Source organism: Serratia marcescens, from assembly GCF_001902635.1.
GTDB lineage: Bacteria > Pseudomonadota > Gammaproteobacteria > Enterobacterales > Enterobacteriaceae > Serratia > Serratia marcescens_F.
Genome location: NZ_MJAO01000004.1, coordinates 93,966 through 119,751, shown reverse-complemented (window position 1 = coordinate 119,751; position 25,786 = coordinate 93,966). Strand labels below are relative to the sequence as shown.

Here is a 25,786-nt window from a genome sequence, read left to right as displayed (position 1 = left end):
CCGGCGGTTTAGCGGTTTACAGAACGCGCCATGCGGCTGTAGGTATGGCGCACGCCGCGAATCGCCACGCTGTAAGCGAAAATGTTTTCCGGCAGCGCCAGCCCCAGATAGCCGGTATCACCGATATGGTGCAGGTCCGCCCCGGCCATTTTGCTCATCAGCGCGATCTGCCGCACGGTCTGCACGTCGGCGCCCTCTTGCGAAGTGCCGATCGCCGTCATCGCCAGCGCGCCCTGCCGCTGGGCAAAGGCGATCAGCGCCGCCACTTTCTCCTGCGACATGCCGGGAATGGTGCCCGGTGCCGGCAACAGCACGATGTCCGCGCCGTTCTCCACGAACAGCGCGATGTCCTGTTCGCCGATCAGCTGGCTGCCGCTTTCGCGCACGATACCGGCACCGTGCATCTTGCCGGTCACCAGCACCATCTCGTCACCCACCTCATCGCGAATCGCTTTCAGCGCGGCGGCGATCGCCTGATTGCTGACGCCGTTGTTCGGGTTGCCGGTCAGCACCACCATGCGCGCGCCGAGCTGATACAGCTTGCGCGCATTCTCGGCGGTGGCGGCACGGCCGGCCGTCATCTGCCAGAAATCGTTATGTTCGGTGGCGAAAGCCGGATCGACGGCCTCCAGGTTCACGCCGATTACCCGCCCGGTCAGCCGCTGCAGCGTGCGCAGCGCCTCTTGCGGCGGCACGTCGGCGGGCAAGCCCGCGATATGCGGTTGGTTGACGTCGAACAGGTTCAGCAACAGCAGGTCGGCCCCCTGGCTGGCCGCCAGTTCGGCGTTGGTGACATTATTGAGCAGCGGTTGAGTGACCGCGATGGTTTCGCTGACCAAAATACGCCCTTCGCTGGCGCGGATGGCGTAGAGCAAATCGGCTTTGCCGATATCGGCCAGATCGCTGGCGCTGCAGTCCAGATACCGTTTCATAAAGCAAGCTCCGGTACGTTAACGTGAAAGGATGCCCCCTCGTTCAGCGCGTGAACGAGGGGGAACAGGGTTACTTCAGCGTAAAGCTTTGCGCCTGCACGTTGTCGGAGTCCAGGCCAACGAAGACGTTGAATTTGCCCGGCTCCGCCCCCCATTTCAGGCTGGCGTTGTAGAACTTCAGATCGTCTTCGCTAATCGGCAGTTCGACCTGCTGCGACTGGCCGGCCCGCAGGGCCACTTTCTTGAAGTTGCGCAGCTCTTTCACCGGGCGGCTGACCGAGGCGGTCACGTCCTGCAGATACAGCTGCACCACCGTGGCGCCATCGTACTTGCCGGTATTCTTCAGCGTGACGCTGGCGGTTAGCTTGCCGTTACGCGCCATCGTCGGGCTGGACAGTTTCAGATCCGACAGGCTGAAAGTGGTGTAGCTCAGGCCGTAACCAAATGGATACAGCGGGCCGTTCGGCGAGTCGAAGTAGCGCGAGGTGTACTTGCCTGGGTTCTCTTTGCCGAACGGGCGGCCGGTGTTCAGGTGGTTGTAGTACATCGGGATCTGGCCGACCGAACGCGGGAAGGTCATCGGCAGTTTACCCGACGGGTTGTAATCGCCGAACAACACGTCCGCCACCGCGTTGCCGCCCTCGGTACCGCTGTACCAGGTTTCCAGCATCGCATCCGCCTGCTCGCTCTCCCAGCTCAGCGCCAGCGGCCGGCCATTCATCAACACCAGCACCAGCGGCTTGCCGGTGGCTTTCAGCGCGGCGATCAGATCGCGCTGGCTCTGCGGAATCGTGATGTCGGCGCGGCTGGAGGCCTCGTGCGCCATGCCCTGCGATTCGCCCACCACCGCCACGACCACGTCGGCCTTGTTCGCCGCCTGCACCGCTTCGTCGATCATCTGCTGCGGCGAACGGGTGTCGAACGCCACCGCCGGCTCATACTCGTTCAGGTAGTCGATGATGCCTTTATCCTGCGTGACGTTGGCGCCCTTGGCGTAAAGAATGCGCGCCTTGTCGCCTACCGCCCGCTCCAGCCCTTCGCGCAGAGTGACCGACTGCTTGACCACCCCGGCGGCGGACCAGCTGCCCATCACGTCGCGCTGGCTGTCGGCCATCGGCCCGACCAGCGCGATGGTCGCCTGTTTGCTCAGCGGCAGCGTCTGCTTATCGTTTTTCAGCAGCACCATCGTTTTGCGCGCCACCACCCGCGCTTCGGCGCGGTGCAGGCGGCTTTCGGCGTTGGTGTCCTGCGGATCGGAACCCGCCGGGCCCAGATGCACATACGGATCCTTGAACAGGCCCATGTCGTACTTGGTGTTCAACACGTCGCGGCAGGCGCGGTCGATATCGCTTTCCGGCACCAGCCCGTCTTTCACCAGCCCCGGCAGGTACTTGTCGTAAAACTCGTCGCTCATGCTCATATCGACGCCGGAGGTGATCGCCAGCCGCACCGCGTCGCGCGCGTCAGCCGCCACGCCGTGCTTAATCAGTTCTTTAATTGCGCCGTGATCGCTGATGGTGATGCCCTTGAAGCCCCATTGCTCACGCAGCAGATCTTTCAGCAGCCACGGGTTGGCGGTGGCCGGCACGCCGTTCACCGAGTTGAGCGACACCATCACCCCGCCGCTGCCGGCATCCACCGCCGCTTTGTAAGGCGGCAGATAGTCCTGATACATGCGCAGCGGGCTCATGTCGACGGTGTTGTAATCGCGGCCGCCTTCGACGGCGCCGTACAACGCAAAGTGCTTAACGCTGGCCATTACCGAACCGGGTTTAGCCGGGTCGCCGTTTTGATAACCGTCGACCATCACTTTGGCGATTTTCGACACCAGCCAGGTGTCTTCGCCGAAGCCTTCGGAGACCCGGCCCCAGCGCGGATCGCGGGTAATATCGACCATCGGCGCGAAGGTCATGTTGAGGCCGTCATCGCTGGCTTCCTGCGCCGCCACCCGGGCGCTGAGCGCAATCGCTTCCAGATCGAAGCTGGCCGCCAGCCCCAGGCTGATCGGGAACACGGTGCGCTGGCCGTGTACCACGTCATAGGCGAAGAACAACGGGATTTTCAGGCGGCTGAGCTGCATCGCCTGATCCTGCATCACCCGAATGTCCGGGCGGGTGACGGTATTGAAGATGGCGCCGATCTGCCCTTTGCGGATGCCCTCGCGGATCGCTTCTTTCGGGTTATCCGGCCCGACGCTGATCAGCCGCAGCTGGCCGATCTTCTCTTCCAGCGTCATCTGCTTCATCAAATGGGACACGAAGGCGTCGCGCTGCTGGGCGTGAATGCCCTGCGTTATCGGCGTTTCCTGCGCAAAAGCCGGGCTGAGGGCCAGACCGGACAACATACTCACCACACAAAGCCATTTCATCTTGTTTTATCTCAGGCGTGTTTCCGCTGCCAAAGCCGCGGGGTTGAATCGGAGTGAAGAAACAGTTTGCCACACTCTGTTTCATCGCCAAGGGAATTCGCATCGGTAATGTTTACAAAGCATTACAGGTTATCGGCAGATAATTCTTTAGTCGGGTGCGGCTGTCGGCGGCCTCCGCCGTCAGGAAGTCGACAAGCTGCGCCAACGCCGGCGGCAACACCCCGCGCTCAGGATAGACCAAATAGTAAGCCGCGCCGCTGCTGACGCAGAGCGGGAACGGCGTGACGACGCGCCGCGCCTGAATATCCTCCTCCAGCAGGCACAGATCGCCGATGGCGATGCCGAATCCCTGCAGCGCGGCGCTCATCGCCAGATCGAGGGTATCGAAATGCTGAGCCTTGCCGGACGGCAGCGCATCGGCCCCCGCTGCCTTCAGCCAGCGCAGCCAGTCGCGCCGATCGCGCGTCGGATGCAGCAGGGTTTTGTCCGTCAGATCCGCCAGTTGGGGCGCAGACGGCAGAAACGCCGGCGTGCAGACCGGCGTAAGGATTTCATCAAACAGCAGGTGCGCGGTCAGTTTTTTTCCCGGCGGCCGGCCGAATACCACCGCGGCGTCAAACTGCTCGGTACTGAAATCCAGGCCGTGCGACACCGAGGCGGTCAGTTCGATATGCATATCCGGCCGTTCGTTCTGCAGACGAATCACGCGCGGCAGCACCCAGCGCATCGCGCAGGTCGGGCATTTGATGCGCAGCGCCCCCGGCGGGGCGGCGGCCCGCGTCAGCGCCTCGTCCAACTGCCCCAACGCCTGCTGCACCGGCGCCAGCAGCTGCGCACCCTGCGGCGTCAGCGCCAGGCCGCGCGCCTGGCGGCTGAACAGCGGATAACCCAGACGCTGTTCCAGCCCGAGAATTTGCCGGCTGACCGCCCCCTGCGTCAGGTGCAGCTGGCGGGCAGCATGGGTAAAGTTGAGGCGTTGCGCCACCACCACAAAGGTTTTCAACACGTCGAGCGACGGCAGGGATATCGGCATAGCGTGTTCCTCTAAATACCTTAAATAGCAATAATTCCTCAAAATCATTGGAACGATATCAAGGCGGCCAGCGAGCGCGCCCCGATGAGCTGACATAAGTCAGTGATTCGGGTAAGCGAACGCAGCCAACGCCGAGATCGTTTCAAGGATGAAGGGGAATTAGGTATGATCGTAGTGCATGGCAAGTATGACAAACTTTCCCTTGTCCGCCTACGCCGCCTGATGCTTAATCGCTCAACACTTCCCTGTTTGCCTGGAGCCCATCATGCAGAGCGCCTGCTCATCCCGCTCGAAGCTGCCGGACGTCGGCACCACCATTTTCACCGTCATTGGCCAACTCAGCGCCGAACATCAAGCCCTCAATCTGTCGCAGGGCGCGCCCAACTTCGCCGGCGACCCGCAGCTGATCGAGGCAACGGCGCAAGCCATGCGCGCAGGTCATAACCAATACGCGCCGATGAGCGGCGTGGCGGCGTTACGTGCTGCTCTGGCGGAAAAAGCTGAACGATTGTATGGCGCACGCTATGACGCCGACGAAGAAATCACGGTGATCGCCAGCGCCAGCGAAGGGCTGTACTCGGCGATCAGCGCGCTGGTGCATCCCGGCGACGAGGTGATCTATTTCGAACCGGCGTTCGACAGCTATGCGCCGATCGTGCGCCTGCAGGGCGCCACGCCGGTGGCGATCAAACTGTCGCTGCAGGACTTTCGCGTCGACTGGGACGAAGTGGCCGCCGCCATCAACGGCAAAACGCGCATGATCATCGTCAACACGCCGCACAACCCGACCGGCGCGGTGTTTGACGAGCACGACATCGAACGCCTGACCGCCCTGACCCGCGACACCGACATCGTGATCCTGTCCGACGAGGTCTACGAACACGTGGTATTCGACGGCGATATTCACCACAGCATGGCGCGCTACCCGCAACTGGCGGAACGCAGCGTGATCGTGTCGTCGTTCGGTAAAACCTACCACGTCACCGGCTGGCGCGTTGGCTATTGCCTGGCGCCGGCGGCGCTGATGGACGAGATCCGCAAGGTACACCAGTTTATGGTGTTCTCCGCCGATACGCCGATGCAGCACGCCTTCGTCGCCGCGCTCGCCAACCCACAGAGCTACTTGGGGCTGGCGGCGTTTTACCAACAAAAGCGCGATCTGCTGGCCAGCGCCTTGCAGGATTCGCGCTTTGAGCTGCTGCCCAGCCGCGGCAGCTTCTTCATGCTGGCCCGCTTTAGCGGCTTCAGTCACGAAAGCGACAATGATTTCGCCGTACGCTTGATCCGCGAAGCTAAGGTGGCGACGATCCCGCTGTCGGCGTTCTACAGCGACGGCAGCGATACCGGCCTTATCCGGCTGAGTTTTTCCAAAGATAACCAGACCCTGCTGGAAGGCGCGCGCCGCCTGAGCCAGGTGTAACTTTTTGTCCGACCACGGGAAAGGGGCACTGCCTATGAAAACACTGAAAACGCTGTTCGCCGCCGGATGTCTGCTGGCCGCCGGCGCTTCGCCGGCGGCGGAAAACAGCCTGCGCTTCGGCCTGGAAGCGCTGTATCCGCCGTTCGAGTCCAAGTCCGCCAGTGGCAAACTGGAAGGGTTCGACATTGAACTGGGCGACGCGGTGTGCGCCGCCGCGCAATTAACATGCAGCTGGGTCGAAACCTCGTTCGACAGCCTGATCCCGGCGCTGCAGGCGCGCAAGTTCGACGCCATCAACTCGGCGATGAACGTGACCGAACAGCGGCGCCAGGCGATCGCCTTTACCGACGCCATCTATCAGGTGCCGAACCGGCTGATCGCCAAAGCCGACAGCGGCCTGCTGCCGGACGCCAAATCGCTGGCGGGCAAACACGTGGGCGTGCTGCAAGGCTCGATTCAGGAGATCTACGCCAAAACCCATTGGGCGCCGGAAGGCGTGGACGTGGTGTCTTACCAGGATCAAAATCAGGTTTACCTTGACCTGGCAGCCGGCCGGCTCGACGCCACGCTGGTGATGGCGCCGTCGGGGCAAAGCGGCTTCCTGTCGCAGCCGGACGGCAAAGGCTTCGCCTTCGTCGGCGAGGCGGTGCGCGACGACAAAATCCTCGGTGAAGGCATCGCCTTCGGGCTGCGTAAAGGGGATGAAGCGCTGAAGAAAAAACTGGATGCCGCCATCGCCAAAGTGAAACAGCAAGGCACAGTGGCGGCGCTGTCGAAGAAGTATTTCGGCGATATCGACGTGACGGTGAAGTGATGGACGGGGGCGGCATTACCGCCCCCTATCGTGTTTAGCGATCGAACACCGAGCTGTTCAGCGCGCGATCCTGCTGATGGCGCTCCAGCGCCAATTCGATCAGGCGGGTGATCAGCGCCTGATAGCTGACGCCGCTGGCGGCCCACAGCTTGGGATACATGCTGATGTTGGTGAAGCCCGGCAGCGTGTTGATTTCGTTGATCACCACCTGGTTGTCCGGCGTCAGGAACACATCCACCCGCGCCAGGCCGAAGCACTCCAGCGCGCGGAACGCCTTCAGCGCCACGTCGCGGATGTGGTCGCTCACCTCCGGCGCGATCGCCGCCGGCACCACCACCTGAGCGCCCTGCTCATTGATGTATTTGGTGTCGTAAGAATAGAAGGCGTCACTCAGCACGATCTCGCCGCACACGCTGGCCTGCGGATCGTCGTTACCCAACACCGCGCACTCGATCTCGCGGCCGACGATCGCCGACTCCACCAGCACCTTGTGATCGAAGCTGAAGGCCAACGCCACCGCCGCGTCGAACTCGGCGTGGTTTGCCACCTTGCTGACGCCGACCGAGGAACCCTGGTTGGCCGGCTTGACGAACAGCGGCAGGCCGAGGCGCTCGCTCAGTTGCTCAAAGCTGAATCCGGCGCGGTTGGCGCGCGTCAGGGTGACGAACGGCGCCACCGCCAGCCCGGCGTCGCGCAGCAGGCGTTTGGTCACGTCTTTATCCATGCTGACCGCCGAACCGAGCACGCCGGCGCCGACGAACGGCATATTGGCCATGCGCAGCAGCCCCTGCAGCGAGCCGTCCTCCCCCAGCGTGCCGTGCACGATCGGGAAGATGACGTCGAGCTGGCCCAGCGCGCCGGCGCTGCCCGCTTCGATCAGCTGCTGTTTTTCCTGGCCCGGGATCAGCGCCACGTTCTTGTTCGAGCGATTCAGCGCGATCAGCGCCGGGTTCTCGGCGTTGAGCAGGTAGTTGGAGGCGTCGTTGATGTGCCACTGCCCCTGTTTGTCGATCCCCAGCAGCGTGACGTCAAACTTCTCTTTGTCGATTGCATCCACAATGTTTTTGGCCGACTGCAGCGACACCTCATGCTCCGCCGATTTACCGCCAAAAATCACCCCAACACGTAGTTTAGTCACGCCTTAAATCCTTCTGAAAAATCATGGCAAAAAAGTCGTTCATCACAATAAACGCATTGCCTGGCGGCGGCAATCGTTGTCGCCAGAATCTTCTTACGCCACGGAATGCCAAATCGCCACCATCCACAACGTATACACTTCGTATATTGTTCATTTATGGAGACGCCGATGGGCATCGTAAAAATTTCAGACGCGCTGCATGACGATCTGCGCCTCGCCAGCCTGACCATGACGCGTTCCATCAACGCGCAGGCCGAGTACTGGATCAAGATCGGCATGCTGGCGGAATTCCATCCGGAACTGACCTACCCCCAGCTGGTAAAAAAAATGATGAAAGATAACGCACTGACGTTGAAGGAGATTGTTGGGTGAAACAGATTGTGATCAAAACGCCGGAAGAGATTGCCAAAATGCGCCATTCCGGCGCCCTGCTGGCCAAGGTGTTTGCTATGCTCGATAAGGTGATTGTCGAAGGCATCTCCACCATGGAGATCAACGACCGCGCCGAGGCGTTTATCGTCGAGGAATTGAAGTCGCGCCCGGCCAGCAAGGGGCAGTATGATTTCCCCTATGTGCTCAACACCTCGATCGACGAAGTCGTGTGCCACGGGGTGCCGTCGGCCAGCAAGATCCTGCGTTCCAGCATGATCGTCAACGTGGACATCACGCTGGAAAACGGCGGCTACATCGCCGACTCCAGCAAGATGTACTGCGTCGGCCAGGTCACGCCGCTGGCCAAACGGCTGGTGAACAACGTCTATGAATCGATGTGGCAAGGCATTCGCGCGGTGAAACCGGGCGCCACCCTGGGGGATATCGGCTACGCCGTCCAGCGGCACGCCGAGCAGGCCGGCTACAGCATCGTGCGGGAATATTGCGGCCACGGCATCGGCCGCGAGATGCACGAGGAACCGGCGGTGCTGCACTACGGCCAACCTGGCAGCGGCCTGGTGTTGCAGGAAGGCATGGTGTTCACCATCGAGCCGATGATTAACCAGGGCGACCGCCGCATCAAGCAGAAGAAAGACGGCTGGACGGTGGTGACCCGCGACAAAAAATTGTCGGCGCAGTGGGAGCACACCGTGGCGGTCACCGCCGACGGCGTGGAGATCCTGACGCTGCGCGACGAAGAGCGCCGGGCCGGTTACGCAGAGCGTTACTAAACCAACAAGCCATTAACCTGCCAAGTTGATAGCTTAATAAGTTATTTAATTGATAACCTCTTAGCTTGCCGCGCGGCGCTTCGGCGCCGCCGCCAAAGCAACGGGGATGACAGGGAGACAGACAGCATGCAGTCAGGCAATCAGGCGTTTCTCAACCAGCTCAAAGACATCGTCGGCGGCCCGCAGCTGCTGACCGGCGATCGCAACACCGAGCGGTACCGCAAGGGGTTCCGCTCCGGCGAAGGCCAGGCGCTGGCGGTGGTGTTCCCCACCCGCCTGCTGCAGCTGTGGCGCATTCTGCAGGCCTGCGTGGCCGCCGACAAAATCGTCATCATGCAGGCCGCCAATACCGGCCTGACCGAAGGTTCAACCCCCAGCGGCAGCGACTATGACCGCGATATCGTCATCGTCAGCACCCTGCGTCTCGACCATATTCAAGTGCTGGACAACGGCAAGCAGGTGGTCGGTTTCCCCGGCAGTACCCTGCACCACCTCGAAAAATTGCTCAAACCCTACGGCCGCGAACCCCATTCGGTGATCGGCTCCTCCTGCATCGGTGCCTCGGTGATCGGCGGCGTGTGCAACAACTCCGGCGGTTCGCTGGTGAAACGCGGCCCGGCCTATACCGAAATGGCGCTGTACGCCCAGTTAGGGGAAGACGGGCAACTGCGCCTGGTGAACCATCTGGGTATTCGGCTCGGCGACACGCCGGAAGAGATCATCACCCGGCTGGAAAAAGGCGACTATCGCCCGACAGACGTTGAATACGGCGAGCTGCGCGCCTCGGATAACGAGTACGCCAGCCGGGTGCGCGACGTCGACGCCGACACCCCTTCCCGCTTCAACGCCGACAAACGCCGCCTGTTCGAGGCCTCCGGCTGCGCCGGCAAGCTGGCGGTGTTCGCGGTGCGGCTCGACACCTTCGAGAAAGAAGGCAAAGAGCAGGTGTTTTATATCGGCACCAACGACACCGCGGTGCTGACCGAGCTGCGGCGCCACATGCTGAGCCGGTTCGAAAACCTGCCGGTGGCCGGTGAGTACATGCACCGCGATATCTTCGACATCGCCGAGGTGTATGGCAAAGACACCTTCATGATGATCGACAGGCTCGGCACCGATCAGATGCCGCGCTTCTTCACGCTGAAAGGCCGCATGGACGCCAGCCTCAACAAGCTGCCGCTGCTGCCGCACAACCTGACCGATCGGCTGATGCAGGGCCTGAGCCATCTGGCGCCGAGCCACCTGCCGAAGCGCATGAAGGAATACCGTACACGTTTCGAACACCACCTGCTGCTGAAGATGGCCGGCCCCGGCGTGGATGAAGCGCAGCGCTACCTGACCGACTATTTCGCCCAGGCCGAAGGCGCCTTCTTCACCTGTACCCCTGACGAGGGCAAAAAGGCTTTCCTGCACCGTTTCGCCGCCGCCGGCGCCGCGGTGCGCTACCACGCGGTGCATGCCGACAAGGTGGAGGATATTCTGGCGCTGGACATCGCCCTGCGCCGCAACGATACCGACTGGTTCGAAACCCTGCCGCCGGAGATCGACAGCCAGCTGGTGCACAAGCTGTACTACGGCCACTTTATGTGCCACGTCTTCCATCAGGACTACGTGGTGAAAAAGGGCGTCGACAGCCACGCGCTGAAGGAAAAGATGCTCGAGATCCTCAACCGGCGCGGCGCCGAATACCCGGCGGAGCATAACGTCGGCCACCTGTACCACGCCAAGGCGGATCTGCAGGCGTTCTACCGCACCGCCGACCCGACCAACAGCTTCAATCCCGGCATCGGCAAAACCAGCAAACGCAAAGGCTGGGCCGAAAACTCCCGCTAAGACCGCCCGATTGGCCCGCCGCCGCGGGCCTCTTTTACACAGCACAGTTCGCCGCCAACGGATGGCTAACCGCTCACCCCTGTACAGACGCCCTGTTGAAATCAGCCTTACGTTAGCGATAAACCGGAATAGTGCCTGATGATGTTTGGCGATCGCCTTCTTGCTTCAGCTTTTGCCACATGTCGATAATATGCCGCTCTCCCATCTCAAGCGCCGCCGCTGACGTATGTACCGAATAGTTACCCAAATGCAGTGAGTACGGATGCGGTATTGCTGAGCCCAGCACGAAAGTCGCTTCTTCGGATCCCGCATTGGCCAAACTGATTGGCGTTTCATTGGATTCGAAGACAACAATCTCACCTTCTTCAATTGACGTCTCGGCATTCAATGAACCTTTGGCCAAAGCCAACCAGCCAACGCGATGTCCGGCCGGAGGCTGGTAATGCCAATGCTCACCAGGGCTCAGGGTCACCAGCAGATAGTTAATGCCTGCCGGCGCGGAAACCGGTCCCTTCGCGCCGTCATAAGCGCCAACGATCACGCGAGCCGGTCCAACCTGCGGGGTGTGTTCAGCTTCAATATAGCGGCTGACGGGCGTGCTGTTTTCCAACTCGGCGGGCAGAGAAAGCCAGAGTTGAAAACCGGTAATACGTGGCACATCGGCAGGTGATAACTCTTTGCCATGCCAGACTCCCCCACCGGCCAGCATCCATTCAACCCCACCGTAATACAGGGTACCCTGACCACTATCCGGGTCGTTGTAACGTAAGCCCCCCTCGACAGGAACAGTAACGGTCGCCACGCCCGAATGGGGATGCAATGGCATATCGGCCAAGGCCGCTGCCGTATGCCGATTGACGTCGAACAAATCCAGAAACACGAACGGCTTAATGATCTGCCCAAGGTCGGAGGGACTCATCAACCGTGTAATAGGCCCATGACTCTGCCCTTTGGTACGATGTGTAATGGCTCTTGGCATCATTTCCGATCCGGTTGCAGGGTGCATATGCATGGTTCATCTCCGAATGTCACATTCAGCTTGTTAGTCAAGTCGCCCAACCTGAATTATTTTCGAGAATGTAACCATCAATAACGCCCTCATGCAATAAGGCAAAAAAATGAAACTTAGTATAATAAATATGACTAAGTCAGTTATTTATTACCTAAACCGACCTCCACGTGAGAAATCAAACCGCCCTTATTGCCTGCTATGACCGCAAAGAATTAATCTATTTGACTTTTACTGACCTGGCCCATTCGGATAACGCAATAAATACGGGTTTAAGCGTATGGGCATGCTCGGTAAGCGCATATTCCACACGTGGTGGGATTTCAGCAAATTGTACTCTGCTAATCAGCAGATCGGCCTCCAATGCACGCAGTTGCGCCGTAAGCATATGCTGAGTGATCCCTGGCAATGCTCTGCGCACCTCACCAAAACGCAATGGTCCCCCTAGCAGAACCCATAATATTTCAACCTTCCACTTGCCAATAATCATAGCTACGCCTTGGCGAAATTCCGCAAGTTCAGCCTCGGTCGGCGGGCAATGCGTCGTCGCCGGAGAATGGTTACAATCATTATTTTCAAACTTAGTATCATTATTCATCCTACTTGTCCTTTTCATAAAACATCTGATATTTATTATGGTAACAAATGAATTAGCATTTATTCTATATTTCAGGGTTCTTTTATGACGAAAAAAACGATCGTTGTTCTGGGCGGGACGGGGCATCAAGGTGGGGCGGTCTTGCGCTCACTCTTGAGCGATGCACGTTGGCATGTGCGTTGCGTGTCCAGAAACCCGCATTCTGAAATGGCGAAGCGCTTAACTCTGCAAGGTGTGGAGTTAGTCAGAGCGGACATCGATCGGCGAGATACGCTACATGCGGCCTTTAGCGGCGCATACGGCGTTTTTTCCGTACAAAGCTCCGAGCAAGGAGCTACGATCGAAATACAGCAGGGTAAGGCAGTCGCAGATGCAGCACTGGCTGCCAGGGTCAAACATTTTGTTTACTCTTCCGTAGGCGGAGCAGACCGCCGTTCACGCGTGCCCCATTTCGACAGTAAATGGCAGGTAGAAGAATATATCCGCCGTATCGGCTTGCCGGTGAGCATTGTTCGCCCTGTCTTCTTTATGGATAACCTGGTCGAATCACGCATTCGTACCGTCTTGATGCTGTTGATGAAAAGCTATCTCCCCAAAGAGAAAAAATTGCAAATGATCGCTACGGCCGACATCGGCAAGTGGGTAGCGAATGCTTTTTCGCATCCCGACAAGTTTATCGGCAAGGCAGAGGAAATTGCGGGTGACGAGTTGACGCGCCTACAAATCGTGGCCGCCTTACGTCAACACGGTTGGTCTACAGGTCTGCCCTTCCCCATCCCAAGGCTCCTGCTGCGGCTGCTGCCCTATGATGCACGTAGAATGTTCGAATGGTTCGGTGAGTCGGGTTATGCCGCTGATATTTCCGGCCTGCGAAGCCGGCAGCCCGAACTACTCACTCTGGACGATTGGCTTCGTCAGCAGAACTCTGCCTAGTCATGTCTGGCCATTAACCCTGCGTTGGGATTACGACCCAAAAGCAAAAAGGAGTTCTTATGCATCACAATGTCTATACAGCGCGAAACAGCGCCCTGCTGTTAATTGATCACCAAACAGGTACGATTTCCTGGACACATTCGCATGATGTCGCCGATATCAAGAAAAACACCGTACTGTTGGCCAAAATCGCACTGGCTACCGAACTCCCATTGATACTAACGTCAAGCCTGGAGGAACAGGCTCAAGGTCCCTTGATCCCTGAATTACAGGCTGTAGCGCCGGAAGCCTTTGCTAACCGGATCAAACGCAGCGGCATTGTTAATGCCATGCACGACCCGAACTTTAATACTGCGGTAAAAAACACAGGCCGTAAAAAAGTCATTGTGGCGGGAATTACCACAGAGGTCTGTGTTGTGTTTCCCGTGCTGCAGTTGCTGGATGAGGGTTATGAAGTACAGGTCGTCACCGACGCATCGGCTTCCTTCACCAAAACCGGTGACGATGCCGCATTACGCCGTATTGAGCAGGCGGGCGGTGTCATTACCTCCACACCGCAAATCGTTTCTGAACTCGCGATTGACTGGACTACGAATAAAGGGAAAATGCTTGCCCAATTGCTCAATCCAACTTAAGCACTATCGGTGCAAATAGCCGAACTCAGAAATTGAGTTTCTAACCATTGGAATGGTTTTATATTCCACTCACCTCTACATATCTTATTTATAACCAAAGCCATCACAAAACCAACAAAATAGCGCCACTGGGATTATATGGATAGAACAAATTATTATTTTGCATTATATCGGAGTGATTGTTAATTTTATAATGGCGGAAGGATAATTATTTATACCCATTTCGCCCTCTATTTCCTGCCAACAACCATATAAAGGATATATTAATGACTTTTCGTATTCGCAATGGACTTAATTCACTGCTTCGCCCCCAAGATTCAGTACTGGTTCTCATCGATCACCAACCTTTTCAATTGGCAAACATAAACAGTCATGATCCATTGATTGTTGTTAATAACTCTACGGCACTGGCTAAACTTGGCAAGGCCTTTAATGTACCCACTATCCTGACAAGTGTTGTTGCTAAGAATGGTGGGGATATATTCCCTCAGATTACCGATGTTTTTCCTGATCAGGAGGTGATTGACCGGACATTCATCAATACCTGGGAGGATCAAAAGGTCGTCGATGCGGTTAAGGCAACCGGCCGCAAACAGTTAATCATTGCCGGTCTGTGGACAGAAGTTTGTGTCGCCATGCCCGCGATCCAGGCGGCAGGTGAGGGTTGGGATGTCACAGTCATAACCGACGCATCCGGGGGCGTTTCCGTCGAAGCTCATGAGGTTGCGATTCAGCGTATGCTCGCCGCCGGAGTGAACATGTTGACTTGGTTGGCGTTGGGTGCTGAGTGGCAGCGTGATTGGGCACGAAGTGAACACCTTCCTGAGCTAATGGATGCTGTCATACAGCATTCCGGCGGCACCGGTATAGCATATCTTTGGGAGCAGCAATTGCTCAATACTCCTGTTTCAAATTAAACTAACTGCATATATTCCAAGAGAATAATACTTATTGACAGCGAGGAATTCTGCCGCATTAGGTCATGGGTGACCAAAGCAGACTTTATGCGGCAGAAACCCGATAAGCGTAGTCCTCGCCATTTTGCCCTTAAAAAACGATTAGTGAGCCAAAACATCATACCAAAATATAAAAAGTAAGATTTCTATTGCTATTAACCGCGTTATTTCCTGCGTAATGCAGTTGCGCATCCCGTCGAACTTGGCTATGTTTGAAGCGATTAGTTTCACTCCCGGTTTTCAGGAACCCACATGACTCAGTTTGCGCACAGCACAGATCCGACAAACGCGACCGTTCCGGCCGTCGTTTTGCTGTGTGCTTCCTCCGCCCCACCCGCCGTTTCCTCTGTCGTTGCTGCGGTTGCCGCTTACCCGCCACGCGTTGTGGTCGTGCGCTAAGCCACACCGACTTTTTACCTCCGGCTTATTGATCTGTTGCGTTCAGGCGTAGACCGCCGCGCGCGCCGGAGCCTGTGATTTTCACGACAGGTGAAATTGATATGCGATTACCTTCTCTCTGGGCCAATGCCGGCCTGGCTGTGCTGTTCGTCCTGCTTTGGAGCAGCGGCGCGATCTTCTCCCGTTGGGGGCTGGAGCATGCCTCCGCCTTCGCTTTTCTGTTCTTCCGCTGCGCCATCGCGCTGGCGGTGCTGTTGGCCATCGGCCTGTGGCGGCGCCAGTGCCTGCCTGCTCCCGGCACCCGCCGGCGCGTCGCGCTGATCGGCATGCTGATGATCGGCAGCTATCAAATCTGCTATCTGCTGGCGCTGGAGCGGGGCATTACACCCGGCGTGCTGGCCACGCTGCTCGGCGTACAGCCGATCCTCACCCAGTTGATCACCGAACGCCGCTGCGCCGGGCTGCGCGCGCTCGGGCTGGCACTGGCGTTGGCCGGGCTGACGCTGGTGGTGTATCAAAGCCTGATGGTGGCGCGCTTCTCGCTGAGCGGCATGCTGTTCGCCTTTATCGCGCTGGGCTGTATGACCGCCGGCACCCTGCTGCAAAAAGGCATGACGCAGCCGCCGCTGGCGGTCTTGCCGCTGCAGTATGCCGTCGGACTATTGATGTGTGCGCTGGCGCTGCCGTTTGAGCCGCTGCGGGTCGCGTGGCGGCCTGAATTCGTGCTGCCGCTGCTGTGGATGGCGGTGGTCATCTCAGTGCTGGCGACCTTCCTGCTGTATCGCCTGATCCAACGCGGTAATTTGGTGCAGGTCACCAGCCTGTTCTACCTGATCCCGGCGGTCACCGCCCTGCTGGATTACCTGCTGCTCGGCCACGCGTTAGCCGCGCTGAGCCTGCTGGGCATGGCGGGCATCGTGCTCGGCGTGATGCTGGTCTTCCGCCGCGCATAAAAGCAAAAGCCCCCGCGCCGTTCCGCCGGCACGGGGGCGACAACAACCGTTAACTCAGAACAACCAGGAACCATACCCCCACAGCAGCACCGTCAGCCCAAGCAACAGCTCAAGCAGCAGAATGCCGATAGCGAAGGTCGAGCTGGAGAAGATGAACCCTTCCTTACTGTCGATATTCAGGAAGTGCGGGATCCCCAGATTCAGCAGATAGCCCGAATAGCACAGGCCGATGATGCCGACAAACAAACACAGCCAGACAACCGGATAGAGCGCCACCACCCCGCTAAGGAACATCGGGGTCGCCACATAACCGGCGAACACCATGCAACGGTGCAGGCTTGGGCGCGATTCATAACGCCGTGCCATCCAGTGAATGACTTGCCCCATGGCCGCTACGCCTGCCAGCATCAGCAGGTAAAACGCCACGGCGGTATAAAGCGCGGTAAACATGTCGAGCCTGATGGCATGTCCCTCGCCGGAGAGCCAGCCCAACTGGGTGGTGCCGATAAAAGCGCACACCACCGGGATAGCCGCCAACAGCAACACGTGATGGGTGTAGAGGTGCGAGACGCTTTCATTCTCGCTTTTGATCTGTTCGAACTCGGCGCTGGGATGCGCCAGAAGTCCCCAAACATGATTAACCATGAGACACCTCCTATCTCGCCGTAGGCCGCGATCGGCGAACGAATTTCACACCTCCGACGGACAGCTACCCGTGCGAGGATTGCGGCCACGGGGCTCTCTCCCCTGTACTAATTATAGTCTTTTGGCGAGAAAACGTGCGGAAAGCGCAAAGGCGCGGCGCTTTGTCTTATACTCCCTCCATTCAATCCAGACCGCGAGGAATGCCATGCCATCCGTCATCACCACCCGCCAGGCGGGGATCGTCGATGTCGACGCCGGGCGCAACGTCACCGTCATTGAACCCTGCAATCTGTACGGCTGCCGGCTCGGCGACGACGTTTTCGTCGGCCCGTTCGTCGAGATCCAGCGCCACGTCAGCATCGGCGCGCGCAGCAAAATTCAGTCGCACAGCTTTATCTGTGAATACGTCACCCTCGGCGAAGCGTGCTTTGTCGGCCACGGCGTCACCTTCGCCAACGATCTGTTCAGAGACGGCGCGCCCAATGCCGATCCGGCCAGCTGGGGGCGCACGCGCATCGGCGATCGCGTCTCCATCGGTTCCGGCGCCACGGTATTGGCGGTCGAGATCTGCAGCGATACGGTGATCGGCGCCGGCGCGGTCGTCACCCGCGACATCACCCGCAAGGGGATCTATGCCGGCAACCCGGCGCGCCTGCTGCGGGAGCTGCCGTAATGAACCCGGCCATCCGCGTTGTGGCCGTGGCAGCATTGCCCGCCGAGTATCTGGCCTGCGGCGATTTCGGTTTTACCATCGCCTGTTACGCCCTGCCGCAGTTCGACAGCCCGGTCGACAGCTGGCCAACCCGCCCGGTGGCGCCGTTTCGCAAGCATTATCCCCTGGCGCCGTTCGCCAATGAAGACAGCGTCACCTTCCTGGCGCACCTCCAGGATGAAGCCGTCGGTCATATCACCCTGAGCAAAAACTGGAACGGTTACACCCTGATCGAAGAGATCGCCGTCAGTGCCCATGCGCGCCGCCTCGGCATCGCCGGAACGCTGCTGGACTGCGCCAAACAGTGGGCGCGGCAGCAGGAAACCTCAGGTATGATGCTCGAGACGCAGAACAACAATCTGGCGGCCTGCCGCTGCTACCAGCATTACGGGTTTATCCTCGGCGGCATCGACCACTTGCTGTACCGCGCCGAGCCGGAGATCGCCGATCATGAAATCGCGCTGTTCTGGTATTTGCCGTTCAATAGCGAAATCGGTTACTGATTTATCGACCGCCATTGAGGCGATGTTGACTTTTTAACCCCTACCATCGGATGAGAACTGTTATCGTTTACTTTGATAAGCCAGCGACACCCATGGAGGGCCGTATGAACAAGAACAAGGTTGTTTTACTGATGTTAGCTATTGCCATGAGCGGATGCGCCGCGCGCCCCGCCGTCGTCGTCCCCGCGACCCCGCCGACCGACGCGGCCGTTTCTCCGCCGGGCGCACAGGTGGAGATGGACGACAACACCCGCAGCAAGCTGCAGGCGATCCTCGCGCTGCGCGCCGGTTGGCCCGCCGCACAACCTCATGGCCGCACCGTCTCCCTGATTTCGCACGAGTTTCTCGGCACGCCCTATCTCGCCAACCGCCTGATCGGTTCGCAGAGCACCCCCGAGCAGCTGGTGATCGACTTCCGCGGTCTGGATTGCTTCACCTACATCGATTATGTGGAAGCGCTCAGCACCGCCCGCAGCGAGGCCGAGTTCACGCAGCGTCTGATAGACATCCGCTATGTCGACGGCAAGATAGCCTTCCCGCAGCGCAAACACTTCTTCACCGACTGGGCGCTGCGGCCGCACAAGGTGGCCGAAGACATCACCGCTCAGCTCAGCCCACACGCCGTCAGCCTCGTGAAAAACCTCAACCAGAAGGCGGACGGCAGCCGCTACCTGCCCGGCTTGCCCAACGTGCAGCGCAGCGTGACCTATATCCCCAGCGACAGCGTCGACGAGCGGGTACTGGCCCAGCTGCACACCGGCGATTACATCGGCATTTACACCAACCTGGACGGGCTGGACGTCACCCATACCGGCATCTTCGTCATGACCGAAAACGGCCCGGTGCTGCGCAACGCCTCCTCGCGCAAGGCTAACATGCGGGTGGTCGATTCGCCCTTTATGGATTACGTCATGGCCACGCCGGGCATCGTGGTGTTGCGTTCGCTCCGCCGATAATCCCCCATGCATAAACGGCTATAAGCTATAGCCGTTTATGCTGAACGAGCGTTTGACTTCATCCGCGGTTCAGGCTTAGCTGTAAAGACAAAAACCGACTGATTTTATTGTTCTTTTCAGGGAGACTTCGATGACCTCACGCTGGCGTATCACCCCTCTGGCGGCGGCCTTCGCCGCCGTATTGGCGCTTCAGGGCTGCGATCAAAAAACCGACCAGAACCATATCAAGGTCGGCGTCATCAACGGCGCCGAACAGGACGTAGCGGAAGTCGCCAGGCAGGTGGCGAAAGAGAAATACGGGCTGGACGTCGAATTGATCGGCTTCAGCGGTTCGCTGCTGCCGAACGACGCCACCGACAAAGGCGAACTGGATGCCAACGTGTTCCAGCACCGCCCGTTCCTCGAACAGCAAAACAAGGATCACGGCTATAAGCTGGTGGCGGTCGGCAATACCTTCGTCTTCCCGATGGCCGGCTACTCCAAAAAGATAAAATCGCTGAAAGAGCTGCAGGACGGCGCGGTGATCGCTATCCCGCTCGACCCGACCAACCTGGGGCGCGCCCTGCTGTTGCTGGAAAAAACCGGGCTGATTACCCTGAAGCAAGGCAAGGGGCTGCTGCCTACCGCCCTGGACATCAGCGCCAACCCGCACAATTACCAGATCATGGAGCTGGAAGGCGCGCAGCTGCCGCACGTGCTGGATGACCCGAAAGTCACCGTCGCCATCATCAGCACCACCTATATCAATCAAACCGGCCTGACGCCGACCAAAGACGGTATCTTCATCGAAGACAAAGACTCGCCGTACACCAACATCATCGTCACCCGCGAAGATAACAAGGACGCACCGAACGTGCAGAACTTCATCAAGGCCTACGAATCGGACGAAGTGGCCAAAGCCGCCGAGAAAATCTTCAACGGCGGCGCGGTGAAAGGCTGGTAATTCAAGATCAAGCGCCTCATGGGCTCAACGCAAAGAGCCCTTTCCACATCATCATCGCCTTTTCTTATCGCACCATAAGAAAACCCGATTTACCCCGGCGGCGGGCAGCGCGCATAATGCCGTTTATTCGCTGATTTCCAAGGTAAACAGGCATCTTCATGACGCGTTCCGCTCTCGTACTCAGCCTCCTCGACGCCACGCCGGGCGATATGGCCGCCGTGCTGCAAATTTACACCCACCACGTGTTGCATGGCGCGGCCTCGTTTGAAGAGCAGCCGCCGACGCTGGCGGAAATGCAGCTGCGGCTGAGCAAGGTACAGGAAGCCGGCCTGCCCTGGCTGGTGGCGAAAAGCGAAGGACGCCTCTTGGGGTACTGTTATGCCACGCCGTATCGCCCCCGGCCGGCTTACCGCTTTACCGTGGAAGACTCGGTGTACATCGCCGAAGGGCAACAGGGCAAGGGCGTCGGCAAGGCGCTTCTGAGCGCGCTGATCGCCCGTTGTGAGCAAGGCCCCTGGCGCCAGATGCTGGCGATCGTCGGCGATTCCGCCGCCAATCGCGGCTCATTGGCATTGCATCAATCGCTCGGCTTCACCAGTGCAGGGACGTTGAAAGCGGTGGGGTTCAAGCTGGGGGAATGGCGCGATACGCACATTATGCAGCGCCCATTGGGCGCGGGTGACCGCACCCGGCCCTAACCCACAGGCCGGGCGGCTGAATTGTCAGGCTTTAAAACGCGCGCGCACCGCGCCCAGCGCCGAAACCACCGCCAGCACCGCACCGCCGGCAACCAGCCCGAACACCACGTTCAGCAAGGCAGGAATGACGCCCTGCAGAATATGGCCAAACGTTGGCACCACGGTGGCGTAGGAGGCCCAGTCTTCGAACAGATGATGCACCGGCGGCAGGCCGTGGGTCAGAATGCCGCCCCCCACCATAAACATGGCGATCGTGCCGACAACCGACAGCGTTTTCATCAGATAAGGGGCGGCGCGCACGATGCCGTCGCCGATCGAGCGAACCAGCGCGCTGCTTTTGCGGCTCAGATACAAGCCCAGATCGTCCAGCTTGACGATGCCGGCGACGATACCGTACACGCCGACCGTCATCACGACGGCGATGCCGCACAGCACGATCACCTGCTGGCTGAAGGTGGCGCCGGCGACGGTGCCCAGCGTAATGGCGATAATCTCGGCGGACAGCACGAAGTCGGTGCGTATCGCGCCTTTCACCTTGCGTTGCTCATAGGCCGCCACGTCCTCATTGGCGCCGGGCCCGTCTGGCTTTTCCTCGTGCGCCCGCTTGCCGTGGCTCAGACTATGAAACACCTTTTCGAACCCTTCGTAGCACAGGTAGGCACCGCCCACCATCAGCAGCGGCGTGATGGCCCAGGGCGCGAAAGCGCTGATCAACAACGCCAACGGCACCAGGATCGCCTTGTTGACCAACGAACCTTTGGCAACGCGCCACACCACCGGCAGTTCGCGATCGGCTTTCACCCCGGACACCTGCTGCGCGTTGAGCGCCAGATCGTCCCCCAGCACCCCGGCGGTTTTTTTCGCCGCCATCTTGGTCATTAAAGAGACATCGTCCAGCAATGAGGCGATGTCGTCGATGAGGGTTAACAAACTGCTTCCAGCCAAAGTGCGTATCCTTATTGAAGTTATTGCGAACACACTCTCTTTAGCATAGCGGCAATGGGATTCAAATAGGCGGATGGACGCAATCACCACGCAACATTAAAGCAGCGCCAGAGTAAAATTAAGCCCGAACAACGCGCTCAACGGCGCCATCTGCCCTTCGCCACGCACGTTGCTTTGCAGCATCAGGTAGGGTTTAACGAGCAATTTCTCGTTCAGCGGATATTCCCCCGCCATCCACAATGAACTGCTACCGTCTTCCAGGCCGAAGATCATATTCATTTCGATCCGCCCCTGGGTAAAACGCTCCAGGCTATCCAGGCGCACCGAAGCATAAAACCTGCGCAAGTAAAAATCCTGCATCAGGCGGGCGGAGTCGCCCAGCATGGGGATATAGGGATTCCCCCCGGCCAGGTAGGGCCGTAATTGAGCATCGGTCAAGGTTTCCGCGGCGCTCCATTGCCGGCTTTCCCACTGTGACCACTCGCGACGATTGAGGCCGTGGCCGTTGTAAAACAGGCTGCCTTCAACGCTGCCGCCAACCTGGGAGTAATAGCGCAAAGTCAGCAATAATTTTTGCCAATTTCTCTGTTTATCGTCCCGCTGGTAATCGTAAAGCGCCGGTAACGCCACGCCCGGCGCCAACGGAATTTCAGGCTGTACCTGCCGTAAGACCGGAATGTCCCGATCGCGACTGAGCAAATATTCACCGTATAACGTCCATTGCTCACCCATCCCCTGGCTGAGCCCCGCCCCCCAGCGCGGGCGGTAGTTCGCCGATTTTTCCGCAATCAGACTAAACTCGCTTTCTCCGCTTTGCATGACGCCTCGCCATGCGACCTGATGCGCGGCGGGCATCCACGCGTTGTTATCCGCCTCAACCAAGAGAACGTCATGGGACAGGACGTCGCCGGTACGTTGCCAGCGAGCCATGACGTTGCCTTCTTTTTTAAAATCGTCGAACTCATTAACCCCCAGACTGCTTTTGGGCTGGTTATACCGGCCGAAAAGATCCAGCGGGTGATAGACGCTATCCTGGCTCCAACGCACCTTCATTTTACCGAGCGTAAGACGTTCCGTTTGTTGATCGTTACTCAGTGAGGCCCCCGCCTCCAGTAACCGGAGCTTGTGGGACTCATGGCCCCCCGCCCTCTGCCAGCCCGCCGCCGCGCCCAAAAATCCCTGTAGATTTTGGTCGACAATCAGCGTCGGGGAAAACAGCACATCCACGTCCGAAAACGCGCGGCCGGCAGAGCTAAAACGTTGGGGAGAGAGGGCGGATCCCGCATTGTACTCTTGCTGCGAGTAACGCCCTTGAGCCTGCAGTTCAGGCCGCCATTCCATTGCGAAAACCGGCGTCACTCCGGCTGCGAAAAACGCGGCTAAAGCCGCGTTTTTGATCATCCGCTCAGGCATCAGCCGTATTCCACGAGAAGGCCACGTTGGAAACGCTGTCCGCCTGGATCAGATAACGTACCTGCTGCGCTTTCGCCCCGCTTAACGTCAACACCGTAGACAGGAAATAACGCGCCGTGGCGAGCTTCCCGTCGCGCAAAACGGGATCGGTCAGGGTGCGAGCGCAATACGCCGCCTCAACCAGGCACCAACCGATAATCAGTTCCGCCACCATTTCCATCAGCACATTGGCGCAGGCCGGCACGCTCAGTAAGTGCCCCTGCCGCACGGCGTCACCCAATTCGGTCAAACTCCCCTCCAAGGCCTGTTGCGCCGTCAACAACGCCTCCGTCAGCGGCGCCAGCTCAACCTGGCACTTCGCCTGTGCGATGAACGCATCCAGCCGCGCACGTAGCTCCCGCAAGGCGTGCGTTTCTCGCAGCCCCATCCCCAACTTGTCACGCAACAAGAACTGCGCCTGAATATGGTTGGTGCCTTCCCATATCGACAGGACTTTGCAATCGCGCGCATATTGCTCAACCGGATACGCGCTAAGGTACCCTTTCCCCCCCATCACCTGGATAGCGTTCTCCGCCACGTTCCAGGCCTCGTTGGAGCAGTAGGCTTTCACCAATGGCGTAAGCAGTTCAAAAAAGGCCAGGTGTTTCTCCGCCGCCGTCTGCTCCCCACGCTGTAACGCGGTGCGATAATCCGTTTCCGCCATGCCCAGTTTGCCCAACAGCGCACGGCACCCTTCGGTTTGCGCTTTCATTTTTGACAGCATGCGGCGAATATCAGGGTGCGCAATGATAGGCAGAGAAGGCGCGCTGGCGCTCATAGCCCGATCGAACTGTTTGCCTTGAACCCGTTTTTGCGCATAGTCCAGCGCATTCAGATAGGCGCTGGAAGCCATCCCAAGGGCATAAATACCCGTACTGATGCGCGCCGGGGTCATCATGCTCAGCAGTTGCACCAACCCGATGTTCTCTTTCCCGCCCATCAGATAGCCGTAGCACTTCCCGTTTTCACCAAACTGCAAATGGGTATTGGCGCATCCCTTAAGGCCCATTTTCTTCACCACCTCACGGCAGCGAACCTGATTATCCGCACCATGATCAAACTGGGGCACAATGAAACACGATAAGCCCAACATGCCCTGCGGACCGTTTTTCACCCGAGCCAACACGAAATAGAGAATGTTTTCAGCCAACGAATGCATACCCGCCGAGATAAAGCGTTTCTCCCCGGAGATCAGGTAACGGCCATCGCTTTGCCGTTCAGCCTGTGTAACGAGGCGGCTGAGATCGCTACCCGCTTCTGCTTCGGTGATGCATAAGCAGGAGGTCCAGCGATACTCGGATAAGGCCGGCCCGTACTCCGCCAATTGCTCCGGCGTGCCATAGCGCGTCAACAGCTGAATGGCCGGGCCATTGAAACCGACATAGGTCATGAAGGCGGGATGAGCCCCCATAAACATCTCCAATACCGCATATTGCGCCAGAGGAGGCAGCCCCAATCCGCCCTGGTCTTGCGGCTTCAGCCGCTCGCCCCAGGTTTGCCGGAATTGGGCCAACAACGACGGATAGCTCTCAGGCACATGCACCTTACCCTGCTCATCCATCCAGCATTCTTGACTGTCTGCCTGCTGATAGCTGTCGGCAAGCACGTCTTGTGCAAAAGCGGCAGCCTCTTCCAACACCCGATCAACCCTGGCGCGCGTCAGATGCGGATAGTTGATGGCCAGGCTCTCTTCAAGCTGGTTTTGTTCCCAGATGACAAAACGAATGTCAGCCAACGGCGCCCGATAAACAGGTAAGTTTTTCATATAAGCTCCATTATGAATGCATCAGTAAGGCTGGCCCGGACTCATCCAGCTCAGTCAGAAAATATTCGTTGTCGCGATAGCGGTATTCCCGCTCGCAGTAACGGGGAGGGGCGCCGCTCGGCAACGCGACGGGGGGCAGACGAATCGGCAAAATATCCCCCGCCGGCGCGGCGTTCACCGCATCATCTCCACAGGCTCGAAAAATAGCGCAGCCAATTCGCCCGCCGGCGGCCAGCGTGGTCAGGATCACCGGGCGAACCAGGGGACGCTGAAGATGAGTGGCCAGTTCATGCAGGGGCTTCAGCGCCATATAATGGTCTTTCCCCTGTTCCAGGCTCGGTTGGGCGACTAACGTTCTCATGGCGTCTTTCCCCCACAGCGCCAAACCGGCCTGCAGTTGCCTGGACCAGTGGGTCTCGATGGCGAAGGACACCCAGTCGGCGCGTTCATCTCCGCACTGATGCGCCAACAGCCACTGTGCATAACGTTTGATCAGCAGTTCGGTTCCCCGTAACCCCGCCGGTTTGGAAAGCAGCGCACAGTCATCGAGACGCACACCGCTTTCCCGCGCGTCGCCCTTGCGCAGACTGATGCACGCCACGCCGCCGTTGGCCAATAATCCCTCGCCGCCTCGCCCCAGCCCCGCGCAATCCAAGCGTTCCTGAATAAAATCCGCGCAGGCTTCAATGACCCAAATCTCGGCGCTGCGGCAATCGCTCCGCATGAACTCCAGCACTGCGGCGTACCAGCTTGCGCAAGCCATCGAGACAAAAGCGCGTCGCGGCGCCGTCCCCCGCCGCACTTCTCTCGCCATCCATTCAACCACCCAAGGTTGCTGCAGCACCTCAACCTCGCCGGAACTGCAAAACAGGATGAGCTCAGCGCCGGGCAGCTCGCTTCCCGGTGGGGGCAACGTCGGCAGGAAAGAGCGTAATTTCGCCCAGGGAAAAAGCCGTATCCCATGTAATGCAACGCCGTTCATC

At 58.9% G+C, this 25,786-nt stretch carries 25 protein-coding genes; 14 read left to right on the top strand and 11 right to left on the bottom strand.

The window, feature by feature from the left end; translation table 11 throughout:
* Window positions 1-8 precede the first annotated feature (8 nt).
* The 3 genes from BHU62_RS05075 to BHU62_RS05065 form a co-directional block, all read right to left on the bottom strand.
* Window positions 9-932: a PEP phosphonomutase gene (locus BHU62_RS05075; RefSeq protein ID WP_073529506.1), complete on the bottom strand. Its 924-nt coding sequence runs from the start codon at window positions 930-932 to the stop codon at window positions 9-11.
* A 70-nt stretch (window positions 933-1,002) separates the two neighbouring features.
* Entirely contained in the window at window positions 1,003-3,300 is a 2,298-nt protein-coding gene (gene bglX / locus BHU62_RS05070) for a beta-glucosidase BglX (RefSeq protein ID WP_073529505.1), read from the bottom strand.
* Between the two features lie 112 nt (window positions 3,301-3,412).
* The gene (locus BHU62_RS05065) at window positions 3,413-4,333 is read right to left on the bottom strand and encodes a LysR substrate-binding domain-containing protein (protein ID WP_073529504.1); all 921 of its coding nucleotides are present in this window, start codon (window positions 4,331-4,333) and stop codon (window positions 3,413-3,415) included.
* Between the two features lie 265 nt (window positions 4,334-4,598).
* Here BHU62_RS05065 and BHU62_RS05060 point away from each other — a divergent pair, with 265 nt between their 5' ends.
* Together BHU62_RS05060 and BHU62_RS05055 are read left to right on the top strand one after the other, a co-directional pair.
* A complete protein-coding gene (locus BHU62_RS05060; RefSeq protein WP_073529503.1) occupies window positions 4,599-5,753 on the top strand; it encodes a methionine aminotransferase in 1,155 nt (384 codons plus the stop codon).
* A gap of 34 nt (window positions 5,754-5,787) precedes the next feature.
* Window positions 5,788-6,567, top strand: a complete 780-nt coding sequence (locus BHU62_RS05055) for an ABC transporter substrate-binding protein (protein ID WP_073529502.1) — start codon at window positions 5,788-5,790, stop codon at window positions 6,565-6,567.
* 34 nt (window positions 6,568-6,601) lie between these two features.
* Here BHU62_RS05055 and ddlA read toward each other — a convergent pair whose 3' ends face one another.
* Window positions 6,602-7,705: a D-alanine--D-alanine ligase gene (gene ddlA, locus BHU62_RS05050; RefSeq protein WP_073529501.1), complete on the bottom strand. Its 1,104-nt coding sequence runs from the start codon at window positions 7,703-7,705 to the stop codon at window positions 6,602-6,604.
* A gap of 168 nt (window positions 7,706-7,873) precedes the next feature.
* Between ddlA and BHU62_RS05045 the strand changes: the two genes are divergently transcribed.
* The 3 genes from BHU62_RS05045 (at window position 7,874) to dld (ending at window position 10,701) form a co-directional block, all read left to right on the top strand.
* Entirely contained in the window at window positions 7,874-8,077 is a 204-nt protein-coding gene (locus tag BHU62_RS05045) for a ParD-like family protein (RefSeq protein ID WP_006324220.1), read from the top strand.
* Complete coding sequence (map, locus tag BHU62_RS05040) at window positions 8,074-8,868, top strand: type I methionyl aminopeptidase (protein WP_073529500.1); 795 nt, start codon at window positions 8,074-8,076, stop codon at window positions 8,866-8,868. Before BHU62_RS05045 ends, map begins: the two co-directional genes overlap by 4 nt.
* A gap of 126 nt (window positions 8,869-8,994) precedes the next feature.
* On the top strand, window positions 8,995-10,701 hold the full coding sequence (gene dld / locus BHU62_RS05035; protein WP_073529499.1) for a D-lactate dehydrogenase: 1,707 nt from the start codon (window positions 8,995-8,997) through the stop codon (window positions 10,699-10,701).
* 112 nt (window positions 10,702-10,813) lie between these two features.
* On the opposite strand, the gene BHU62_RS05030 is transcribed toward dld, so the two are convergent.
* Both BHU62_RS05030 and BHU62_RS05025 read right to left on the bottom strand, forming a co-directional pair.
* A complete protein-coding gene (locus BHU62_RS05030; protein ID WP_201788366.1) occupies window positions 10,814-11,713 on the bottom strand; it encodes a pirin family protein in 900 nt (299 codons plus the stop codon).
* 217 nt (window positions 11,714-11,930) lie between these two features.
* Window positions 11,931-12,308, bottom strand: coding sequence for a winged helix-turn-helix transcriptional regulator (locus tag BHU62_RS05025; RefSeq protein ID WP_078062018.1), 378 nt, complete (start codon window positions 12,306-12,308; stop codon window positions 11,931-11,933).
* Between the two features lie 84 nt (window positions 12,309-12,392).
* Between BHU62_RS05025 and BHU62_RS05020 the strand changes: the two genes are divergently transcribed.
* The 4 genes from BHU62_RS05020 to BHU62_RS05005 all read left to right on the top strand — a co-directional run bounded on the left by BHU62_RS05020 (window position 12,393) and on the right by BHU62_RS05005 (window position 16,184).
* Window positions 12,393-13,241, top strand: coding sequence for an NmrA/HSCARG family protein (locus BHU62_RS05020; RefSeq protein WP_073529497.1), 849 nt, complete (start codon window positions 12,393-12,395; stop codon window positions 13,239-13,241).
* 59 nt (window positions 13,242-13,300) lie between these two features.
* On the top strand, window positions 13,301-13,876 hold the full coding sequence (locus BHU62_RS05015; RefSeq protein WP_073529496.1) for an isochorismatase family protein: 576 nt from the start codon (window positions 13,301-13,303) through the stop codon (window positions 13,874-13,876).
* Between the two features lie 266 nt (window positions 13,877-14,142).
* Window positions 14,143-14,793 (top strand): hydrolase, encoded by a 651-nt coding sequence (locus BHU62_RS05010; protein ID WP_073529495.1) that lies wholly within the window; start codon window positions 14,143-14,145, stop codon window positions 14,791-14,793.
* Between the two features lie 539 nt (window positions 14,794-15,332).
* A complete protein-coding gene (locus BHU62_RS05005) occupies window positions 15,333-16,184 on the top strand; it encodes a DMT family transporter (RefSeq protein ID WP_073529494.1) in 852 nt (283 codons plus the stop codon).
* 54 nt (window positions 16,185-16,238) lie between these two features.
* On the opposite strand, the gene BHU62_RS05000 is transcribed toward BHU62_RS05005, so the two are convergent.
* Window positions 16,239-16,829 carry a Yip1 family protein gene (locus BHU62_RS05000; protein ID WP_073529493.1) on the bottom strand — a complete coding sequence of 197 codons (591 nt, stop codon included), beginning with the start codon at window positions 16,827-16,829 and terminating at the stop codon, window positions 16,239-16,241.
* Between the two features lie 205 nt (window positions 16,830-17,034).
* Here BHU62_RS05000 and BHU62_RS04995 point away from each other — a divergent pair, with 205 nt between their 5' ends.
* The 5 genes from BHU62_RS04995 to BHU62_RS04975 all read left to right on the top strand — a co-directional run bounded on the left by BHU62_RS04995 (window position 17,035) and on the right by BHU62_RS04975 (window position 20,641).
* Entirely contained in the window at window positions 17,035-17,502 is a 468-nt protein-coding gene (locus BHU62_RS04995; protein ID WP_073529492.1) for an acyltransferase, read from the top strand.
* Complete coding sequence (locus BHU62_RS04990) at window positions 17,502-18,044, top strand: GNAT family N-acetyltransferase (protein WP_073529491.1); 543 nt, start codon at window positions 17,502-17,504, stop codon at window positions 18,042-18,044. The genes BHU62_RS04995 and BHU62_RS04990 overlap by 1 nt, the downstream gene beginning before the upstream one ends.
* Window positions 18,045-18,148: 104 nt before the next feature.
* Window positions 18,149-19,000 carry a DUF1460 domain-containing protein gene (locus BHU62_RS04985; RefSeq protein WP_073529490.1) on the top strand — a complete coding sequence of 284 codons (852 nt, stop codon included), beginning with the start codon at window positions 18,149-18,151 and terminating at the stop codon, window positions 18,998-19,000.
* A gap of 130 nt (window positions 19,001-19,130) precedes the next feature.
* Window positions 19,131-19,943: a MetQ/NlpA family lipoprotein gene (locus BHU62_RS04980; RefSeq protein WP_073529489.1), complete on the top strand. Its 813-nt coding sequence runs from the start codon at window positions 19,131-19,133 to the stop codon at window positions 19,941-19,943.
* Window positions 19,944-20,101: 158 nt separating this feature from the next.
* Entirely contained in the window at window positions 20,102-20,641 is a 540-nt protein-coding gene (locus BHU62_RS04975) for a GNAT family N-acetyltransferase (protein ID WP_073529488.1), read from the top strand.
* 24 nt (window positions 20,642-20,665) lie between these two features.
* On the opposite strand, the gene BHU62_RS04970 is transcribed toward BHU62_RS04975, so the two are convergent.
* The 4 genes from BHU62_RS04970 to BHU62_RS04955 all read right to left on the bottom strand — a co-directional run bounded on the left by BHU62_RS04970 (window position 20,666) and on the right by BHU62_RS04955 (window position 25,785).
* Entirely contained in the window at window positions 20,666-21,586 is a 921-nt protein-coding gene (locus BHU62_RS04970; RefSeq protein WP_073529487.1) for a DUF808 domain-containing protein, read from the bottom strand.
* Between the two features lie 96 nt (window positions 21,587-21,682).
* Entirely contained in the window at window positions 21,683-22,999 is a 1,317-nt protein-coding gene (locus BHU62_RS04965) for a hypothetical protein (RefSeq protein WP_073529486.1), read from the bottom strand.
* Window positions 22,992-24,803 carry an acyl-CoA dehydrogenase gene (locus BHU62_RS04960; RefSeq protein ID WP_073529485.1) on the bottom strand — a complete coding sequence of 604 codons (1,812 nt, stop codon included), beginning with the start codon at window positions 24,801-24,803 and terminating at the stop codon, window positions 22,992-22,994. Before BHU62_RS04960 ends, BHU62_RS04965 begins: the two co-directional genes overlap by 8 nt.
* 10 nt (window positions 24,804-24,813) lie before the next feature.
* Window positions 24,814-25,785 carry a hypothetical protein gene (locus tag BHU62_RS04955; protein ID WP_139282250.1) on the bottom strand — a complete coding sequence of 324 codons (972 nt, stop codon included), beginning with the start codon at window positions 25,783-25,785 and terminating at the stop codon, window positions 24,814-24,816.
* Between the last annotated feature and the right edge of the window lies 1 nt (window position 25,786).

Coding starts and splice junctions, on each gene's coding strand:
- BHU62_RS05075 (WP_073529506.1), bottom strand. CDS start 932: ATGAAACGGTATCTGGACTGCAGCGCCAGCGATCTGGCCGATATCGGC.
- bglX (WP_073529505.1), bottom strand. CDS start 3,300: ATGAAATGGCTTTGTGTGGTGAGTATGTTGTCCGGTCTGGCCCTCAGC.
- BHU62_RS05065 (WP_073529504.1), bottom strand. CDS start 4,333: ATGCCGATATCCCTGCCGTCGCTCGACGTGTTGAAAACCTTTGTGGTG.
- BHU62_RS05060 (WP_073529503.1), top strand. CDS start 4,599: ATGCAGAGCGCCTGCTCATCCCGCTCGAAGCTGCCGGACGTCGGCACC.
- BHU62_RS05055 (WP_073529502.1), top strand. CDS start 5,788: ATGAAAACACTGAAAACGCTGTTCGCCGCCGGATGTCTGCTGGCCGCC.
- BHU62_RS05045 (WP_006324220.1), top strand. CDS start 7,874: ATGGGCATCGTAAAAATTTCAGACGCGCTGCATGACGATCTGCGCCTC.
- dld (WP_073529499.1), top strand. CDS start 8,995: ATGCAGTCAGGCAATCAGGCGTTTCTCAACCAGCTCAAAGACATCGTC.
- BHU62_RS05030 (WP_201788366.1), bottom strand. CDS start 11,713: ATGCATATGCACCCTGCAACCGGATCGGAAATGATGCCAAGAGCCATT.
- BHU62_RS05025 (WP_078062018.1), bottom strand. CDS start 12,308: ATGAATAATGATACTAAGTTTGAAAATAATGATTGTAACCATTCTCCG.
- BHU62_RS05020 (WP_073529497.1), top strand. CDS start 12,393: ATGACGAAAAAAACGATCGTTGTTCTGGGCGGGACGGGGCATCAAGGT.
- BHU62_RS05015 (WP_073529496.1), top strand. CDS start 13,301: ATGCATCACAATGTCTATACAGCGCGAAACAGCGCCCTGCTGTTAATT.
- BHU62_RS05010 (WP_073529495.1), top strand. CDS start 14,143: ATGACTTTTCGTATTCGCAATGGACTTAATTCACTGCTTCGCCCCCAA.
- BHU62_RS05005 (WP_073529494.1), top strand. CDS start 15,333: ATGCGATTACCTTCTCTCTGGGCCAATGCCGGCCTGGCTGTGCTGTTC.
- BHU62_RS05000 (WP_073529493.1), bottom strand. CDS start 16,829: ATGGTTAATCATGTTTGGGGACTTCTGGCGCATCCCAGCGCCGAGTTC.
- BHU62_RS04995 (WP_073529492.1), top strand. CDS start 17,035: ATGCCATCCGTCATCACCACCCGCCAGGCGGGGATCGTCGATGTCGAC.
- BHU62_RS04990 (WP_073529491.1), top strand. CDS start 17,502: ATGAACCCGGCCATCCGCGTTGTGGCCGTGGCAGCATTGCCCGCCGAG.
- BHU62_RS04985 (WP_073529490.1), top strand. CDS start 18,149: ATGAACAAGAACAAGGTTGTTTTACTGATGTTAGCTATTGCCATGAGC.
- BHU62_RS04980 (WP_073529489.1), top strand. CDS start 19,131: ATGACCTCACGCTGGCGTATCACCCCTCTGGCGGCGGCCTTCGCCGCC.
- BHU62_RS04975 (WP_073529488.1), top strand. CDS start 20,102: ATGACGCGTTCCGCTCTCGTACTCAGCCTCCTCGACGCCACGCCGGGC.
- BHU62_RS04965 (WP_073529486.1), bottom strand. CDS start 22,999: ATGCCTGAGCGGATGATCAAAAACGCGGCTTTAGCCGCGTTTTTCGCA.
- BHU62_RS04960 (WP_073529485.1), bottom strand. CDS start 24,803: ATGAAAAACTTACCTGTTTATCGGGCGCCGTTGGCTGACATTCGTTTT.
- BHU62_RS04955 (WP_139282250.1), bottom strand. CDS start 25,785: ATGAACGGCGTTGCATTACATGGGATACGGCTTTTTCCCTGGGCGAAA.